The sequence below is a fragment of the Pseudogracilibacillus amylolyticus (SeqCode) genome, from assembly GCF_051918545.1.
Taxonomy (GTDB): domain Bacteria; phylum Bacillota; class Bacilli; order Bacillales; family Amphibacillaceae; genus Pseudogracilibacillus.
This window is the reverse complement of the sequence record NZ_JBPPZG010000012.1, coordinates 948-17,571: the sequence shown is the minus strand read 5'-3', so window position 1 is coordinate 17,571 and position 16,624 is coordinate 948. Positions and strand designations below refer to the sequence as shown.

16 protein-coding genes, 1 pseudogene and 1 other annotated feature are annotated in these 16,624 nt (G+C 35.2%); of the genes and pseudogenes, 4 read left to right on the top strand and 13 right to left on the bottom strand.

The genetic code is table 11. From position 1 onward, the window contains the following. Nucleotides 1-16: 16 nt before the first annotated feature. A complete protein-coding gene (locus ACPYKA_RS02620; protein WP_479540863.1) occupies nt 17-580 on the bottom strand; it encodes a TetR/AcrR family transcriptional regulator in 564 nt (187 codons plus the stop codon). Nucleotides 581-900: 320 nt separating this feature from the next. Here ACPYKA_RS02620 and ACPYKA_RS02615 point away from each other — a divergent pair, with 320 nt between their 5' ends. Continuing rightward, nucleotides 901-1,167, top strand: a complete 267-nt coding sequence (locus ACPYKA_RS02615) for a Uma2 family endonuclease (RefSeq protein ID WP_479540878.1) — start codon at nt 901-903, stop codon at nt 1,165-1,167. Nucleotides 1,168-1,197: 30 nt separating this feature from the next. Here the strand turns inward: ACPYKA_RS02615 and ACPYKA_RS02610 are convergent, their stop codons facing one another. The 6 genes from ACPYKA_RS02610 to ACPYKA_RS02585 form a co-directional block, all read right to left on the bottom strand. After that, nucleotides 1,198-1,836 carry a response regulator transcription factor gene (locus tag ACPYKA_RS02610; RefSeq protein WP_479540862.1) on the bottom strand — a complete coding sequence of 213 codons (639 nt, stop codon included), beginning with the start codon at nt 1,834-1,836 and terminating at the stop codon, nt 1,198-1,200. A 12-nt stretch (nt 1,837-1,848) separates the two neighbouring features. Beyond that, complete coding sequence (locus ACPYKA_RS02605) at nt 1,849-2,925, bottom strand: sensor histidine kinase (RefSeq protein ID WP_479540861.1); 1,077 nt, start codon at nt 2,923-2,925, stop codon at nt 1,849-1,851. Nucleotides 2,926-2,969: 44 nt separating this feature from the next. After that, complete coding sequence (locus ACPYKA_RS02600) at nt 2,970-4,262, bottom strand: M20 family metallo-hydrolase (protein WP_479540860.1); 1,293 nt, start codon at nt 4,260-4,262, stop codon at nt 2,970-2,972. A gap of 672 nt (nt 4,263-4,934) precedes the next feature. Then, nucleotides 4,935-5,699 carry an ABC transporter permease gene (locus ACPYKA_RS02595; protein WP_479540859.1) on the bottom strand — a complete coding sequence of 255 codons (765 nt, stop codon included), beginning with the start codon at nt 5,697-5,699 and terminating at the stop codon, nt 4,935-4,937. Between the two features lie 11 nt (nt 5,700-5,710). Next, a complete protein-coding gene (locus ACPYKA_RS02590; protein WP_479540877.1) occupies nt 5,711-6,442 on the bottom strand; it encodes an ABC transporter permease in 732 nt (243 codons plus the stop codon). Between the two features lie 5 nt (nt 6,443-6,447). Then, complete coding sequence (locus ACPYKA_RS02585) at nt 6,448-7,197, bottom strand: ABC transporter ATP-binding protein (RefSeq protein WP_479540858.1); 750 nt, start codon at nt 7,195-7,197, stop codon at nt 6,448-6,450. Between the two features lie 151 nt (nt 7,198-7,348). On the opposite strand from ACPYKA_RS02585, the gene ACPYKA_RS02580 reads away from it, so the two are divergent. Next, nucleotides 7,349-8,056, top strand: a complete 708-nt coding sequence (locus ACPYKA_RS02580) for a response regulator transcription factor (RefSeq protein WP_479540857.1) — start codon at nt 7,349-7,351, stop codon at nt 8,054-8,056. Further along, nucleotides 8,053-9,486 (top strand): sensor histidine kinase, encoded by a 1,434-nt coding sequence (locus tag ACPYKA_RS02575; RefSeq protein ID WP_479540856.1) that lies wholly within the window; start codon nt 8,053-8,055, stop codon nt 9,484-9,486. The genes ACPYKA_RS02580 and ACPYKA_RS02575 overlap by 4 nt, the downstream gene beginning before the upstream one ends. A gap of 13 nt (nt 9,487-9,499) precedes the next feature. Here ACPYKA_RS02575 and ACPYKA_RS02570 read toward each other — a convergent pair. The 5 genes and pseudogenes from ACPYKA_RS02570 to ACPYKA_RS02550 all read right to left on the bottom strand — a co-directional run. Beyond that, nucleotides 9,500-9,586, bottom strand: a pseudogene (locus ACPYKA_RS02570) (IS200/IS605 family transposase); the annotation flags it as partial. 210 nt (nt 9,587-9,796) lie between these two features. Further along, nucleotides 9,797-10,627 (bottom strand): energy-coupling factor transporter transmembrane component T family protein, encoded by an 831-nt coding sequence (locus tag ACPYKA_RS02565; RefSeq protein ID WP_479540855.1) that lies wholly within the window; start codon nt 10,625-10,627, stop codon nt 9,797-9,799. Beyond that, the gene (locus tag ACPYKA_RS02560; RefSeq protein ID WP_479540854.1) at nt 10,599-12,329 is read right to left on the bottom strand and encodes an energy-coupling factor transporter ATPase; all 1,731 of its coding nucleotides are present in this window, start codon (nt 12,327-12,329) and stop codon (nt 10,599-10,601) included. The genes ACPYKA_RS02565 and ACPYKA_RS02560 overlap by 29 nt, the downstream gene beginning before the upstream one ends. A 157-nt stretch (nt 12,330-12,486) precedes the next feature. Beyond that, complete coding sequence (locus ACPYKA_RS02555; protein ID WP_479540853.1) at nt 12,487-13,038, bottom strand: ECF-type riboflavin transporter substrate-binding protein; 552 nt, start codon at nt 13,036-13,038, stop codon at nt 12,487-12,489. Nucleotides 13,039-13,089: 51 nt separating this feature from the next. Continuing rightward, entirely contained in the window at nt 13,090-13,947 is an 858-nt protein-coding gene (locus tag ACPYKA_RS02550; protein ID WP_479540852.1) for an SAM hydrolase/SAM-dependent halogenase family protein, read from the bottom strand. A 60-nt stretch (nt 13,948-14,007) separates the two neighbouring features. Next, nucleotides 14,008-14,286 (bottom strand) — a binding site (T-box leader). A 165-nt stretch (nt 14,287-14,451) separates the two neighbouring features. Here ACPYKA_RS02550 and ACPYKA_RS02545 point away from each other — a divergent pair. Then, entirely contained in the window at nt 14,452-15,399 is a 948-nt protein-coding gene (locus tag ACPYKA_RS02545) for a DMT family transporter (protein WP_479540876.1), read from the top strand. Between the two features lie 20 nt (nt 15,400-15,419). Here ACPYKA_RS02545 and ACPYKA_RS02540 read toward each other — a convergent pair. Further along, a partial coding sequence (locus ACPYKA_RS02540) for a DHA2 family efflux MFS transporter permease subunit (protein WP_479540851.1) occupies nt 15,420-16,624 on the bottom strand: 1,205 nt, incomplete at its 5' end.

Genomic DNA, 16,624 nt, shown 5'->3' with positions numbered 1-16,624 from the left:
TTTTCAGGTTACTTGCTTATTTTTTCGTCCATTTTACTAACATATCTACATGGAACTTCGCCATCTCCTCAACATCTATAAAACTGACAATATGTCTTAAATAATGTGTAACAAAACCGTGCAATGATAAAAATATCGACCATATTTCTTGAACGGTTAGATTTTTTTCACTTAAATCTGCTACATGATGAGCGAATTTTTGGTAAGTCTTTGATGGACTTTGATTTAAAAAGTGTAGCACTTCTTTATCTTTAATCAAAAACATTATTTCATAATGACTTTGCTGATTTAACCCAAACTGAATAAACCCTAATAAAAGTTTTCTTAATTTTTGGGTACGATCTATTGGTTCTTCCATAATTTCGGTCATTTTTTGTTCTAGTAGTAAAAAATGATCTTCGACTAATGCATAAAACAGTTCCGCTTTATTTTTAAAATGATAGTAAATTGCCCCGTGACTGCAATTTATTTCATTGGCAATTTGACGCATCGATACATTCGCGTATCCTTTTTCCGATAATAACTCTCTAGCAACGTCCATAATTTTTTCCCGAGTTAAATCAGTTTTGTTCGTATTCATCCTATCCAACCCTTTTGACCACTGTTCAAATTTATTGTAGTGGATCGTAATGTAAATGTCAATAGACTATAATCTTAGCATTGTATATAATCATAGAGAATATTTATGAATTAGTAAAAGGGAAATTAGAATTATTGAGTCTCTCCCCACCATCCAGCAAATGATCAGTTTTGAATTACAGAAAAAACTCACAGAAACTTGCGAACAAAACTTCTTTATTTTTTATGCGCCAATTGATGTAATTTTGTCAACTACAGAAGTACATTAGCCTGAAATCGTCCTTGTTAATCGAAAGGGATTGACATACTAACGAACCGTGAATAGAAGGAGCGTCAGATCTTGTTATCGAACTAGAACGCGATAAAATTGATAAACTAAAAACATATGCAGCGTATTTGATTCCTGAATACTGGATTATAGACCCCAGTTCTTATGTTTTAGAACAATATTTTATAACAAATGATCGTTATAAAATGATTAAAGTTTTCCAAGCGAAGGAAACGATTACTTCACAAAACATCACCTGTGTTTCTTTTACAATGCAGGACATTAAAGATCATTTTCCTTCACTATATAATAAAAGCTAACCGTTATTGGGCTTGTTTTCATCTTAAACCTTAAGAAATATTATTCTTCACAGCAAAGATCGCCAGTTGCGTCCGGTCTCTTAAATGTACTTTTTGCAGAATTGTCGTTACATGATTTTTTACCGTGCCGACAGATAAGTATAACTCTTCTGCAATTTCTTTATTCGCTTTTCCTTCACCGACTAATTTAATAATCGCAAGTTCACGCTCCGTTAAATCTGCCGGAACTTCTTCCTCCTGCCGTTCTCTTTTCAGTAATTTAGGAATTACTTTTGCTGCTACTTCTTCTTGAATCGGAAGTCCATCTTTCATTGTACTGTATACTGCACGAATTAAACGCTCGGAATCCGCTGTTTTTAATAAAAATCCACTAGCACCATCTTTTAACGTTTCCAGTGCATACTGTTCATCATTAAATGTAGTTAAAATTAAAATTTTTATCTTTGGCCACCTTGCTTTAATCATTCTCGTCGCTTCCATTCCATTCATGAGTGGCATGCGTACATCTAGTAAAATTAGATCAATCAAGTGGTTTTTCTCCAGTATTTCAATCGCTTCTTTTCCGTTCTCAGCCTCATGGACGACACTAATTTTTTCATCTTGTTCAAGCATCACTTTTAACCCTTGCCGAACAATATCCTGATCATCAACAATCATGATACGCCACACGTCTTTTCCTCCTTATTCATATGGCATCATCCCCTGGATCACAAATGTTTCTTCCGTTTGATAAACTTCTAGATGACCACCAATTTCCGTCACTCTTGCTTGCATATTTTTTAAACCGAAACCAAACGTTAATTTTTCTCTACTTCTAATCGGATTCGAAATTGTAAAGGATAGTGAATCAATAGCTGATTTTCCGATCACAATATGTACTTGTTTCGATGTTGCATGCCGCATAACGTTTGTTAGTGCTTCTTGAATCACACGGTACAATACTACCCCGTTTTCATTAGAAAGAGGAACGGATAATACACCCTCTTTTACGGTAAATTCAATCAATAATTGATTTTCCGCTTCCAGCTTGCGAATTAACTGGACAACGGCTGCAATTCCCTTTGTCTCCGCCTCTTGTAGAGTTTGTACTGCTTCTCGCGTCTCTAGTAAACTCAAGTTTGCCATTTCTTTCAATTCCAAAAAATGTTCGTCAGGATTTTGTATATGCAACATCTCTAGTTTCATTATGAGTGCAGTTAGACGGTGTCCCACGGAGTCATGAATGTCACGAGCAATCCGCGTTCGTTCATCTGCTTTTGCCATCTCTTCTACCGATACATGCATTCGCTTTAACTGTCGATACTCTGCTAAAAGTTCTTCATAAAGTTCCCTCTGATTCTTTCTATCTAAAGCAAATTCATTCAACTGGTTAATTAAAAGACCAAATAAAACCCCAATAATTAGTACTGGTAAAAGAGGCTTTCCTAGATAAACAGTTAATCCAATAACGAATAGAAAATTAATGCCTATTAGTATATATAATGCATTTTTAGAAAGTCGAAAAAGTGCGATCATTGCTACTACTAATAACAGTAACGAAGTATAAAAAATCTCTTCCATTACAAAACCGTGAATAAAAAGAATGACAGATAATAGTATGTATATGTATACAGAAATATTTTGGTTAGATAGAAAAAAAAAGATCGCCAAACTAACAGTCAACATGAATAAACTAAAAATTGGTTGAGTGCTAGCTTGATAGATCATCATTGTCCATAAAAATCCAAATAATAAAAATCGAATCAGAAATACATACATATTAATCCCCCGATGTAAAGGACGTGATACTCTTAGTTTGGCTCCTAATATTTTTCAATATAGCTTTTTAACACATGAATGGCCTGCACACAATCATTCAAATCAGACCATTCATCCGGATTGTGACTTACTCCCGCCTTACTTTTAACAAAAAGCATAGCGGCAGGAATTTCCTCCCCGATAATCATTGCATCATGACCGGCTCCACTCGGTAAATAATAAGGTGTAATACCATGTTCTTCTAAGGCTTCTTTCAATAATGCTTGATTTTCCTCTTGAATCGGAACAGGGGTAATGCGAGCTTTTTCCTCCCACTCTATCCCAACTCCATGTTTTTCCGCAATTTCTTTTGCTGCTTTCTTTACTTGTTTGACAATATTTTCTTGATCGGTTTTATCGATGTCTCTCATGTCAACATATAAACTTACTTCCCCTGGGATAACATTTACTCCATTCGGTTTTACAGATATTTTCCCAACCGTCGCTACCGCACTTTCACTGATAGATACAGGGATCTCCGGTACGCGCTGGATAAATTCGCTCGCAGCAACAAGCGCATCTTTTCTATCAGTCATCGGTGTGTTTCCAGCATGTCCTGCCTCACCAGTAAAAGTAAACGCCACCCAATAGGGGCCAGCTATACCTGTTACAATTCCACAAGGTAAATTTTCTCTTTCCAGTCTTTTTCCCTGTTCAATATGTACTTCAACAAAAAGTTCATATGTTTCCATATTACGCTTCGATGCAAGATACCCTTCAACCGTTAAACCAACCGACTGTAAAACTTCGGTAAAAGATAGCCCTTCTTGATCTGTTAATTTTAAGCTTTTTTCCATATTTCCCTTACCAGTTACCGCTTTACTACCGTGAAAACCGCTATTAAATCGGGAACCTTCTTCATCTGTAAAAATGACAACCTCATAAGGTCTTTCTGGTACATACCCTTCTTCCTGCCAAGCTTGTGCTACTTCAAGCGCTGCGAGCACGCCAAGCGGACCATCAAAATGACCACCATTTGGCACACTATCGACATGGGAGCCGCTTAAGATTGCCTTTTTCGTCGGATCTTTTCCTTCTAGTCGTCCAAATACATTTCCAGCACCATCTGTTGTCACTGTCAGTCCCGCTTCTTTCATCCACTTAGAGACGAGCTTTTTTGCCTTTAACTCCTCAGGCGAAAAACCAGGACGATTAGAGCCATTATCTTCTGTTAGACCAATTTGGGCTAATTCATGTAGACGGTAAGCTAACCGGTTGCCACTGACACCATCTCGATTGAGTGATAAATCATAATTTTTTAATAATTTTTCTTGAAGATTAAAATTGCTATTTTCCATTAATTATGCCCCTTTTTTTAAACCTCTTTCTATCTTATATTTTAACATGGAAATGCATTTATTTCTTTTTTGTAATAATTAGTCTTATTATAAATTTTCCCTGTTTCATGTCGTTACTTATTCATAGTCTTGTAAGTGGTTTAAAGATTAGTTCGACCCATTGACTTGGACCCGGTATTTTAGGGAAAAAGATTACTATGCCTGCTAAAAAACCTCCCATCACACCTGAAAAGCCAAGAAATGCTGCTAGAAAAATTAATGGAAAACGTAATCTCCGAATTGGAGAAGATAAATGATATTTTGAACCGTAAACGAAGCAATTCCTGTTCATGAAACGACAATGACAACAGGAGCAGAAACAATCCCTGCAGATACTGCTGATTCCCCAATAACAAGTGCTCCAACAATTATTTACTTATTATGGGTGGCATAGGTTACGTAATGCCGAACATGAAGTATTGCATTCCTCTAATCCCTATTATACCAAGGGATTAGAGGTTGGTTTTTTGTCATAATTTGAGAGCTAATTAATCAGGCTGAAATACGCTGTTCATAAAATTACTAAACTTCTTTGCATCGTTTTTCGAAGGCTTCTGTTGTATATAAATATAAATTTCCCGTTATTGTATCATCTGAATGTTCTAATCTTTCCATAATTCATCACCAGTCTTTTCATTTCATCTCCATCTTTCCAAAATTACTAGATGAAATAAATAAACTAAATAATGTAATAAGAAATGCCATTGGTATAAATGGGAATAAACTAACGTCTATATTCGTTGCTCCGATAGAAACTCTACTTAATTCAGCGGTCACGAATACACCGCTATAACTGAAAGGAAATAGCATCCAAAACTTTGTATTTGCAATAAATATGGAAGCAATTACCATGATTATACTTAGACCGATAGTGAAGAGCACCTTATCGAATAGAGTTGCTAACATCCAGATCACTGAAACTAGGGGTATTGCAGTAAAGAATATGATGCCACTCCACTTTAGGATATACCAATACGGAACAGATTCCTCCAATCCAATACTATTTGAAAAGTATAATCCAACAAGGACAAAAAATGTGAAAAACAATAAAATTTCTATGAACAAGAAAAATAAAAAAACAACAAATTTTGCAAGTGCAATTTTTTGTCTTTTTACAGGTAAAGATAGCATTTTTAAGATGCCATTATTAGTCTTTTCCCGTTGAGTGATTAAAACCGAAACAACAATCATTGTAAAAGGCAACAAATAGTATGCGAATAATAAACAGCTTTGTACGAACATTGCTTGCCAGGCCCCCTCTGTTTCGTAAGAAATATAATCCATTAAACTATTAATCCCCGAAACAATAATTAGAAGAGGAGGGATAATCAAAATTGCTATTATTTTTGCCCTTTTTATTTTCTGAAATTCAATCTGAATTAATTGGCTAAAGGTCATTATATTTTCTCCTATTCATATCTTCTTTTATTTGCAATCATAATACCCGCTGCAACAAGGACAATAGTTTCGAAAACTGAAGTTAGCATAATAAAGATATCTACTTTTGCAGATAAACTTACAGAAGGGATTAAGATTAGTGAAAAAGGGTTTACAAAATTAATAGAATTATCCGTAACAATCATTGACATACCACTAAAAAATCCTATCACACCTACTCCGATAGATATCCATAGATTGGTGGAAAGTATAGATACTACTAACATAAAGGTCAGACAGGGTAGAGAAATCAGAAAAATATAAAACCCAAATTGAACAAGTGTATGAAAATCAAATGAACTGTTAGGTAAGTATTTTTTTCCTAAAAATGCCAAAGCAACAAACTCTATCATATAAGACAACAATAAAGTGGAAATTAAAATAACTAGTTTACTTATAAAGATTTCTGAAGCTTTAATGGGAAGAGTTTTCATCTTTTTTAAACCATTATTTTGATATTCAATATGATAAATGTTGCTAGTACTTACTACGATTGCAAAGATGTTTATTAAACAAATAACACCGTATAGCTGAGTTAATAAAGTTGTCATAGGATCGATGTCTGCGGAAAGTAAAATATCTTTGCGTACGTACCAATTCATTATGGCGTATATTGCTCCTGCCACTCCCGTAAAAATAAACGTTCCTATTACTCCAGTTCTGCGCAGTTTCTGCATCTCGATACGGAGTGAGTAATTCCCCATTTTTTTCACCTACTTCCTTCTCGATTATCTTTATCAATCATTCCAAGGAACATGTCTTCCAAATTTTCGGAACCATATCCTTCTTTTTCTGCTTTAGAAATTAAGTTGTTCATGCTACCTTCAAATAAAAGACTCCCTTTGTTTAAGATGCCAATATCTTCAGCTATTAATTGCATCTCTGTTAATAGATGAGATGATATAATTATTGTACAACCAGTTTGTTTCGGTAACGATATAAGTAAATTTCGAATTTCATGAGTTCCTACCGGATCTAAGCCGTTTGTAGGTTCATCCAATAATAATATAGGTGGTTTCCCAATCAAAGCCGATGCAATTCCTAATCGTTGCTTCATTCCTAATGAATATTTTTTTGCCAGTCTATTTCCAAACTCATCTAAGCCAACTAATTTTAACGTTTCATCAACTGACTCTTTTGGCAAGCCCAGAACTTTTCGAATGATGTTAAGGTTTTCTCGTCCCGTTAAATTTCCATAGAAAGAAGGTGCTTCAATAAGAGAACCAATATTTTTTAATATGACTTCTCTGTCTTTCGGAAAGGTTTTACCATTAATATGAAAACTACCTGATGTTGGTTTGGTTAAACCTAGTAACATCTTCATCGTTGTTGATTTTCCAGCACCGTTTGGGCCAAGAAATCCATATATACGACCTTTCTTTATCTGCAAGTTCACCTTATTGACTGCAGTAAAATTTTTATATGTTTTCGTTAAATCATTAGTTTCAATAATGTTCAATTTAATCGCTCCTTACTCTTTTCTTAAGTGTAACAATCGCTCCTTACGCTATCCTTCTCCTTACCTTACATTTACTTTACTTTTCCAAAAGGGACGTCGCTCTTAGCTTTTAGTATGATAAACTTAACTAAGTAGAAGGTGGTATATAACAATGCAAACAAGAGTACATGATAGAAAAGTATTAGTTGTAGATGATGAAGAAAATTTATTAAAAATGATTGTTTCCATACTTCGTGATTATGGTTTCAAAAATATTCAAACTGCTCAATCTGTCACTGAAGCGCAAAGAATATTTCAGGTGTTTGAACCCGAAATCGTGATTTTGGATATTATGTTGCCAGATGGCACTGGTTACGATTTGTTTGAATTTATTCATCGTAAGTCAAATACACCTGTAATATTTTTAACAGCTAAAGGGGAAGATAAGGATAAATTAAAAGGTCTTTCTTTAGGCGCTGATGATTACATTGTTAAACCTTTTTTACCGAAAGAATTACTTTTACGAATGGAAGCAATTTTAAGAAGAGTTTACCCGGAAAAATCAGATGTTTATCTACAACATAGTTCCATTGACTTTGGCAAAGGGATAGTCATAAAAAGGGATGAAATGATCCCTTTAACTGCAACCGAATATAAAGTATTGGATACATTAAACCAACATGCCAATCGTATTGTGACCATTGATTTATTATGCGAGGCAGTTTGGGGGGATATTTTTGGATACGAGAACTCTTTAATGACTCATATTAGAAGAATTCGTGAAAAAATTGAAGATAATCCTTCTAAACCCGAGTCTTTATTAACGGTTAGAGGGTTAGGCTATAAATTAATAACCAAGTCAAGACGTGAAGTTACATGAAAAAAGCGACACGTTTGATTAGAAAATTTATTTTCTTCTTTTTCGTTTTATTCTTTCTGTTAATTTCCATCAATATTTTGATGTATGTTTTATTAACGTATCAAACTGTGCATAATTATCGCACCGCTGATCTACCAGTTGATATGTTGGAAAAAGTGAGCACTTCTCTGAAGAAATCTAAAGAAGGTGAATATCAAATTGAAAAGGAAATTCATACTAAGCTGATAGATGAAAAAGTTTGGGGAGTACTAATTGATAACGGAACAGGTAAAGTGGTTTGGGAACATAACGTTCCAGAAGAGATTCCCAATCAATTTCAACTGACGGATGTTTCTAAATTCTCTAGATATTATTTAGAAGATTACCCAGTATTTACGTGGGAACATCGTAATGGTCTTTTAGTGTTGGGATATCCAAAAGACAGTTACGCAAAAATCAATCTAGAGTATACAAGAGAAGAAATAAATAAAATCTTTTACTTATTTCTACTCATTTCCGTAATCGATTTGTTCATTCTATTACTTATTTACTTATATATGATGAAACGAATGAATCAATCTATTCTACCTATCATTGAAGGAATTACGAATCTATCTAAAGGTAAATCTGTTGAAATAGAGAAAAGAGAGCCATTTTCAGAAATCATTGAAAGTATAAACCGATCATCGACTATATTAGAACAAAAAAACAATTCTCTTATTGAGAAAGAAATAAATAGGGAGAGCTGGATTGAGGGGGTTTCACACGATATCCGCACCCCATTATCCATCATTCTAGGCTACTCCGAAAAACTAAAAAACAGCGATTCCCTAAATGAAGCAGACCGACAGCTTGTGAATGTTATGGCGGATCAAAGCATTATCATTAAAGAACTTATTGAGAATTTGAACCTGGTTTCACATTTGGAAAGTAATGGATTGAATATAACATTGTCCACTATCTTTCCACTAAAAATAGTAAGACAAATCATGACAGATATATTAAACAGAGATTTAGACGTTAAATTTCAATTTTTCTTTAATTCAGAGGGTATAACAGCTGAATCTAAAATTCTAGGTGAAGAAAGTTTATTAAAAAGAGCAGTAAGTAATCTTATTTTAAATAGTATCAAGCATAATTCAGGAGGATGTGAAGTCTATGTAACAGTAAAAGGACATGAAAGTGTGATAGATATTATTGTGGAAGATACGGGGAAAGGTATTACCCCTCAGCAGGAAGCGGAAATGACAAGATTTTTTAATGAAAAGCAACAACATATTCGCCCAAAGAACAGGAAAGGCCTGGGATTATTGATTGTAAAAGAAATAGTTGCCATTCATAAAGGAAAAGTACACATATCTTCTTCAAATAACAGGGGACTAAAGACAGTAATATCCATCCCAATTACTGATCGTGATTTTATTCCTGCACCATCGCTCTCCCGACATTAACGTGATGTGACTTTAATTGTCTTCGATATTTTGGTGCAAAAACGATATGGTGCTTACAATTCCATTTTGCGTGTGCTAAACTATTAGTGTCCTTGGACATATAAAACTCCTCCGAATGCTTTTATTTTGGCTGGCGAACCATCAATATTTTAGCATACGGGGGAGTTTTTTTAATACCCCGCTAGAAGCTTTTTGGAACCCTAGCCTAGCCTAGGGTTTTCAATTTCACAATAAATCGTTTATATTTCTTAGCCTTTCAGGCAGGAGTATTATAAATTTCATAGGAACCTAGAACACTACATTAAATTCCTTATCCAAATGGATTATAAAATCTGCTTCCATCGTAAAACGTAATAATTAACGATACTACTAAAATAATCAAACCGATTACGATGGTTACATAATCTTTTCGTTTAAAGTCTTGTTCACTGTACCACGTGCGTTTTTTCTTCTTCCCAAATGCCCGAAGTTCCATCGCATTACTTATCGTATCAATTCGGTCTAAACTCGATAAAATCAGCGGTAACACAATCGATGTAGCACTTTTCACTCGTTTAAACAACTTTTCTTTGTTTGATAAATCAATTCCCCGAGCTTGCTGTGCCTGAGCAATTGTCCGAAAATCTCTTTGAATATCAGGAATATAACGAAGAGCAAGAGAAACGGAGTATGCTATTTTATAGTTTACACCAATTTTATTTAATGAGGCTGCAAATTCACTGGGGTGTGTTGTTACGATAAATAATAGTGCCGCCGGAATAACTGCAAAATATTTTAGTGTTATATTCATTTGATAAAAAATCTGCTCTAGCGTTAAATTATATCTACCAACAATTTCAAACAGCACATGGCTTGTTCCATAAATTTTAACCCCTTCTTGGGGAGAAAAAATATAAATTGCAATATTATTTAATAATAAGAACGCCAATATAAATAATAATACAAACCCAACTTCACGAATTTTTATTTTTGAAACTTTAAAAATAACAATACTAAAAATAAATAGGAAAAGTAAGATACGTGTATCATACGTCAGCATCGCAATGCTTGACCACATAATAAAAATAATTAATTTTGAAGCCCCGGATAGTTCATGAATAAATGATTTTCTGTCAATGTACGCTAGCATTTCTGTTGCCAATTTTTCTGACCTCCTTATCAAAGGAAATAAACCGTGCGACAAACTCTGTTGGTTCGTCTATATCCGCACGTCGGGCTAATTCAAATAAGGAAGTTTGCTTTAAATTAGCTGCTTCTACCAGTTTTTCATCTGACAGCACATTCACCGAAGTATCATCTGCAAGCAACTTCCCGTCAGCAAGCACAAGACTGCGAGGCGTATATTCAAGCATTAAATGCATATCATGTGTCACCATAATAATGGTAATTCCTTGTTTATTCAATTCAACTAAAAATTCCATTATCTGTGTGTAATGATAAAAATCTTGTCCAGCAGTCGGCTCGTCCAAAATGATCACTTCCGGATTCAGCACTAATATCGAAGCAATAGTTACACGCTTACGTTGTCCAAAACTAAGTGCCGAAATTGGCCAGTTACGGTATGGATGTAAACCACAAATTTTCAGTACTTTTTCAACGCGTGTTTTAATTTCCTCTTCAGAGAAACCGCGCATAACAAGCCCAAGTGCAACCTCGTCAACAATCATATGTTTAGAAATCATATGATTCGGATTTTGCATGACCATGCCGATTTTCTCGGCTCTTTCGCGTATTGTATCGTTTGTAATATCTTTTCCTTCAAAAATCACTTTGCCACTATGGCCTCTTTCAAAACCACAAATAAGCTTTGATAAGGTTGATTTTCCAGCACCATTTTTCCCAACGATGCTGATCATTTCCCCTTTTTTGATCGAGAACGAAATATCTTTTAGTGTAGAGGCTTTCTCTCCGTATGAAAAAGTCACATCTTCTACTTCTAATACAGGTGGAGTATCTGGAACATTCTTTTCAAAGACGGCCGATTCATACCAATGATGTAATGGCGCTTTACACGTATCTACATTTAATTTTTCGATATGCTCCAGTTCCATCTCAGGCGTTAATTTACAGTTAGCATATTTTAGTGCGGTAACATAAAGCGGTTCCCGGATAAAACTTTTTTCTAATTTATTGGATGCGAGTAACTCATTCGGTGTCGTGTCACTAACGATTCGACCTTTGTCCATCACAATAATGCGGTCTACGTTTTGATCCAGAACATCTTCTAAACGGTGTTCGATAATAACAACCGTACAGTTTAATGCTTTTTGTAGTTCATTAATCAGTGAAATCGCGTGGCATCCTGTAGCTGGATCAAGATTTGCAAGTGGTTCATCAAAAAGTAAAATATCTACTTCTTCAACGAGTACACCACCAAGTGCAACACGCTGCCTTTGACCTCCAGATAATGCATGGACGGAAGCATCCAAATACTCCTCCATTTTTACTAACTTGGATATATCAATCACTTTCTCATGCATGACTTCTTTTTGTGTCGCATCATTTTCAAGTGCAAATGCGATATCTTCTCCAACGGTTAGCCCAATAAACTGCCCATCAGGATCTTGTAAAACAGTCCCTACCATTTTTGATAAGGAAAAAATATTTAAATCTTTCGATTCCTGCCCTCTTATTGTAAGACTTCCTTGAATATCCCCTTTATATGAAAAAGGAATCAGTCCATTTAAACAATGGCCTAGTGTACTTTTTCCAGAACCGGACGGACCGACAATTAATACTTTTTCCCCTTCATAAATCGTTAAATTGATATCGTGGATTGTCGGTTCCTTCTGACTATCATATTTAAATGTAAAATTTTCGAAATGAATAACCGGTTTTTTCATCTTTTTCTCCTTTATGAAATGTAAAACTACTCGACTCCAAACAGAAAACGAGCCCCTCCAAAACGTATGAAGAGGCTGTTTACTCTATTAATTATATAACATTGTACATGATAGAAGGATTAAATTATATAATAATTTCCAAAACTTTTTCTGGATCCTATTCAACAGACAAGCTATCACTTTTGTTACGAGTCTTTGCGTAAGATACGAGTAAAATAGTTCCGATGACACCTACTGTTATAATGTTTGAAAGACCAGCGATAACCCCTTGAACAAATACTTTATTTGCAGGCTCTGCATAAATTAAAACATCAAGGGTTGGTGCAATTAAGAACCATCCAATTGCTTGAACGACTGCTTGCACAATGTTAAATGTAAGTATTTGTTTTCCTCCAAAAATTCCTGATTGAATATTGATTCGATTTGCAAAGAAACCGATAAATAACCCGACAAACGCTGAAACAATTACCCAACTCCACCAAATAGAACCGTAAAAAACAGCATCTTTTAATGCGTGTCCGATTAGTCCGATTAACAGACCAGCAATTGGGCCAAAAACAACGGACATTAAAGCTAAAAAGGCATACGCTGTTTGAATCTCTGTATTCGGTATTCCTGTCGGGATCGATACAAATCTCCCTAAAATAACAAATACTGCTGCACCAATTCCAATTGCAACAATTGTTTTAATCGATAATCCTTTTTCCATTTTATCTTCTCCTTAAATTTATTAAATGTACTAAAAGATTCTAGTTACATTTTATTTATATGCATGACTAGTAATCTTTCGAATCGTGATTTTCCAATTGATTCCTGTTCCAATATGATAGGCTTGCGCAAACGAACCTTGATTAATCGCTACTCCTAATTTATCTACTGAATTGACGTAAATTAGCGGTTCTCCCAAACGACTATCCGCAAAAGATCTGCCGTAAGTCATTGCATTTTTATACACGAGACGATCATTCGTTTCAATTGTCACTTCCAATAAGTCTCCATACTTTACATCTGACTGAATAAATAACTCGCGACTAATATTCGTCCATAAGTTACCAAACCGTACATCAAGAATATCAATATTTCCTGAAATGATTCCCTCACTTACTGTCGGTTCCGGATTGGTCAGTTTAATAATTTCATCTACAGACAGTTCACGTCCTACTTCTTCAAAATTTATTACTCCTGCTGCAAGTCTTGCACCAGTATAAGCATAAATATCGCGTCCATGAAATGTATACGATTCTCCTGAATTAGGGAGACGATTGATTGTTTCATCAATTTCTCTTACCGCCACGATCCCTATATTTTCTACAATATGTGTTAACGTACCGTTATCAGGTGTTACGATATATTGATTATCTACCGTTTTTGCAACAACACTTAACCGCTCTGTTCCTACACCAGGATCAACTACAGAAACAAAAACAGTCCCATCTGGCCAGTACGTGATCGTCTGATAGAGACGGTAAGATCCCTCCCAAATATTATACTGTGGAATTTCATGGGTCAAATTAAATATTTTTAAATTCGGGTCAACTGATAAAGCAACACCATACATTGCACTTACTGCCCCATCACATAATCCAAAATCTGTTTGTAATACTAAATGTCTACTCATCATTCATTCCTCCATTTTTTCTGTGAAATTAAAAAACCACGTCATTACCGATTTATTATCGATAAGGACGTGGTTGAATATACGTGTTACCACCTTATTTCGCTGTTTGCTCACACAAACAGCCTCATTAAGTACGCAAATGTTAAACATAAACATTTTTAATACTTTGGTTATAGATAACGGGTACCACTCCCCGTCGGAACCTACTAATACGTTTAACGTACGTTCAGCGCGAAACTCTGAGGCCATTTTTCAGATTTCTCATTTTTGCTTCTTTTCAGCTACCGAAGCTCTCTGTAAAAAACTCCAAATCCTACTTTTTCTCATCAACGTTTTTTAAATTCATATGCGCTTTTTTTAAGTTAAATTGATTATACGAGCTGATTAAAAATATGTCAAGGATTTATTTTATTAAACTTTTTCATCCCGCTAAAAAATTATATGTTAAGCTATAAGGAGTACTGTATTTGAGTGTTATATTTTTCAGAGAAAGGTGTGATTATTCTGAGACCAATTTTAATTGGAATTTTAGCTGCGATGTTTTTTTCAGTAACATTTATTTTAAATCGGGCGATGGAACTTGAAGGCGGAAGTTGGGTATGGAGTTCCTCCTTACGATTCTTTTTTATGTTACCGATCCTTTTTATTATTGTAGGGTATAAAAGAAATATTAAACCAGTTCTTATTCATATGAAAAGCTATCCGGTTCCATGGATCATATGGAGTACCGTTGGATTTGGTCTTTTTTATGCACCACTTACTTTTGGGACAGTATATGCACCTGGATGGCTCGTTGCAGCAACATTTCAACTTAGTATTGTTGCCGGGTCGTTGCTTGTTCCTTTTATTAATAAAACAAACCGTTCGATTCCAATTCAAAGTGTGATTATTTCATTCATTATTGTTATCGGCGTCATTTTAATGCAAGTAGAACATGCAAGTAGAGTAGCTTTATCTGCACTTATTTTAACAATTATTCCGCTCGTTATTTCTTCCGTTTCGTATCCACTAGGAAACCGGAAAATGATGCAACTGGTAAACGGGGAATTAAATACGTTTCAACGCATTTTGGGTATGACAATCGCATCGATGCCTTTTTGGATTATTTTGTCTATTTACGGCTCCATTACATATGGGGCGCCAACACAAAGTCAAATAATCCAAACGTTTATCGTTGCTATTTCATCCGGTATTATTGCAACTGTGTTGTTTTTTTATGCTACTGAACTTGTCCAAGATGACAATCATAAATTAGCTGGAGTAGAAGCTACAGCGGCGGGAGAAGTAATCTTCGCGTTAATTGGTGAAATAATTCTATTAGGAGCGTTATTCCCCAATGTTGTTTCAACAATCGGAATCATTCTCGTTATCTCAGGAATTCTTCTACACAGCCTACTTTCGTCATTATTGGATAAAAAACGATTACGTTATGAACGAGAGGAAATTTCTTAAGATAGATAAGGCTGCCCCTGTTAATGTTGAGCAGCCTTTTTCATCGGTGGCCCTTGAGAGCTCTTATGTTTTTTATCTTTCACATACAACGATAAAATAAGACCGACAATTGTTATCGCTGTTGCAACGTAAAACGCAATATTTACTCCATCGATCAGTGCTTGAGCTCCTTTTTCCGAAGGGTCAGTGGCAGTAAGGGACATAATTGTAACTAATGTGGCTGTCCCAATTGATGCTGCAACTTGTCGCATCGTATTCGTCATTGCGGTACCATGTGGAATCAGTCTCGTTGGCAAAACATTCAAACCAGCAGTGGTAGACGGCATCATGACCATCGATATTCCTACCATTCGAATTGCAAAAACGATCGTTAAATACGTTAATGACGTGCTTTCCGTCAAATTTGTAAAAAAGAAAGTTGTAACTGACATAATTGATAAACCGATAATAAGTAGCCATCTTGCACCAATTGCATCAAAAATCCGCCCAATGAACGGCGATAGAATCCCCATAATTAATGCTCCCGGGAAAATCATTATACCTGATTCAAGTGCTGTAAAGCCGGCCATCAATTGCATATATATCGGTAAAATTGTTTCCGATGCAATTAACATCGTAAAAGCGATCATTCCAATAACTGTTGTAAAGGTATAAATTTTATATGTAAATACTCGAAATTCTAAAACAGGCTGCTTTAATTTGAATTGTCTTAAGATGAATAAGGTTAGTGTAATTGTTCCGACAATTAGCGAGATTATTACACCTTTATTTGACCAGCCATAATTTCCGACACTACTAAATCCGTACAATAATCCGCCAAAACCGAACATCGATAATACGATCGATACGTAATCCACTTTTGGAAACGTTCGGGTAATAATATTTTTCATAAAAAAATAACCGATTATAAGGTCAATGATCGCAAGTGGCAAGATGATATAAAACAGTGATCTCCAAGGTAAAAACTCAATCAACCATCCCGATAAAGAAGGACCTAATGCAGGCGCAAACGAAATGACGAGTCCAGTCATTCCCATTGCAAAACCTCGTCTTTCCACTGCAAAAATTAACATAAATATCGTCATCATAAGCGGCATAATAATTCCCGCTCCAGCTGCTTGAATGATTCTTCCTACCATTAATATTGGAAAATTAATCGAAAATGCACAGACAATTGTTCCAACAATAAAGGTAGACATCGAAACAACAAACAGCCGCCTCGCCG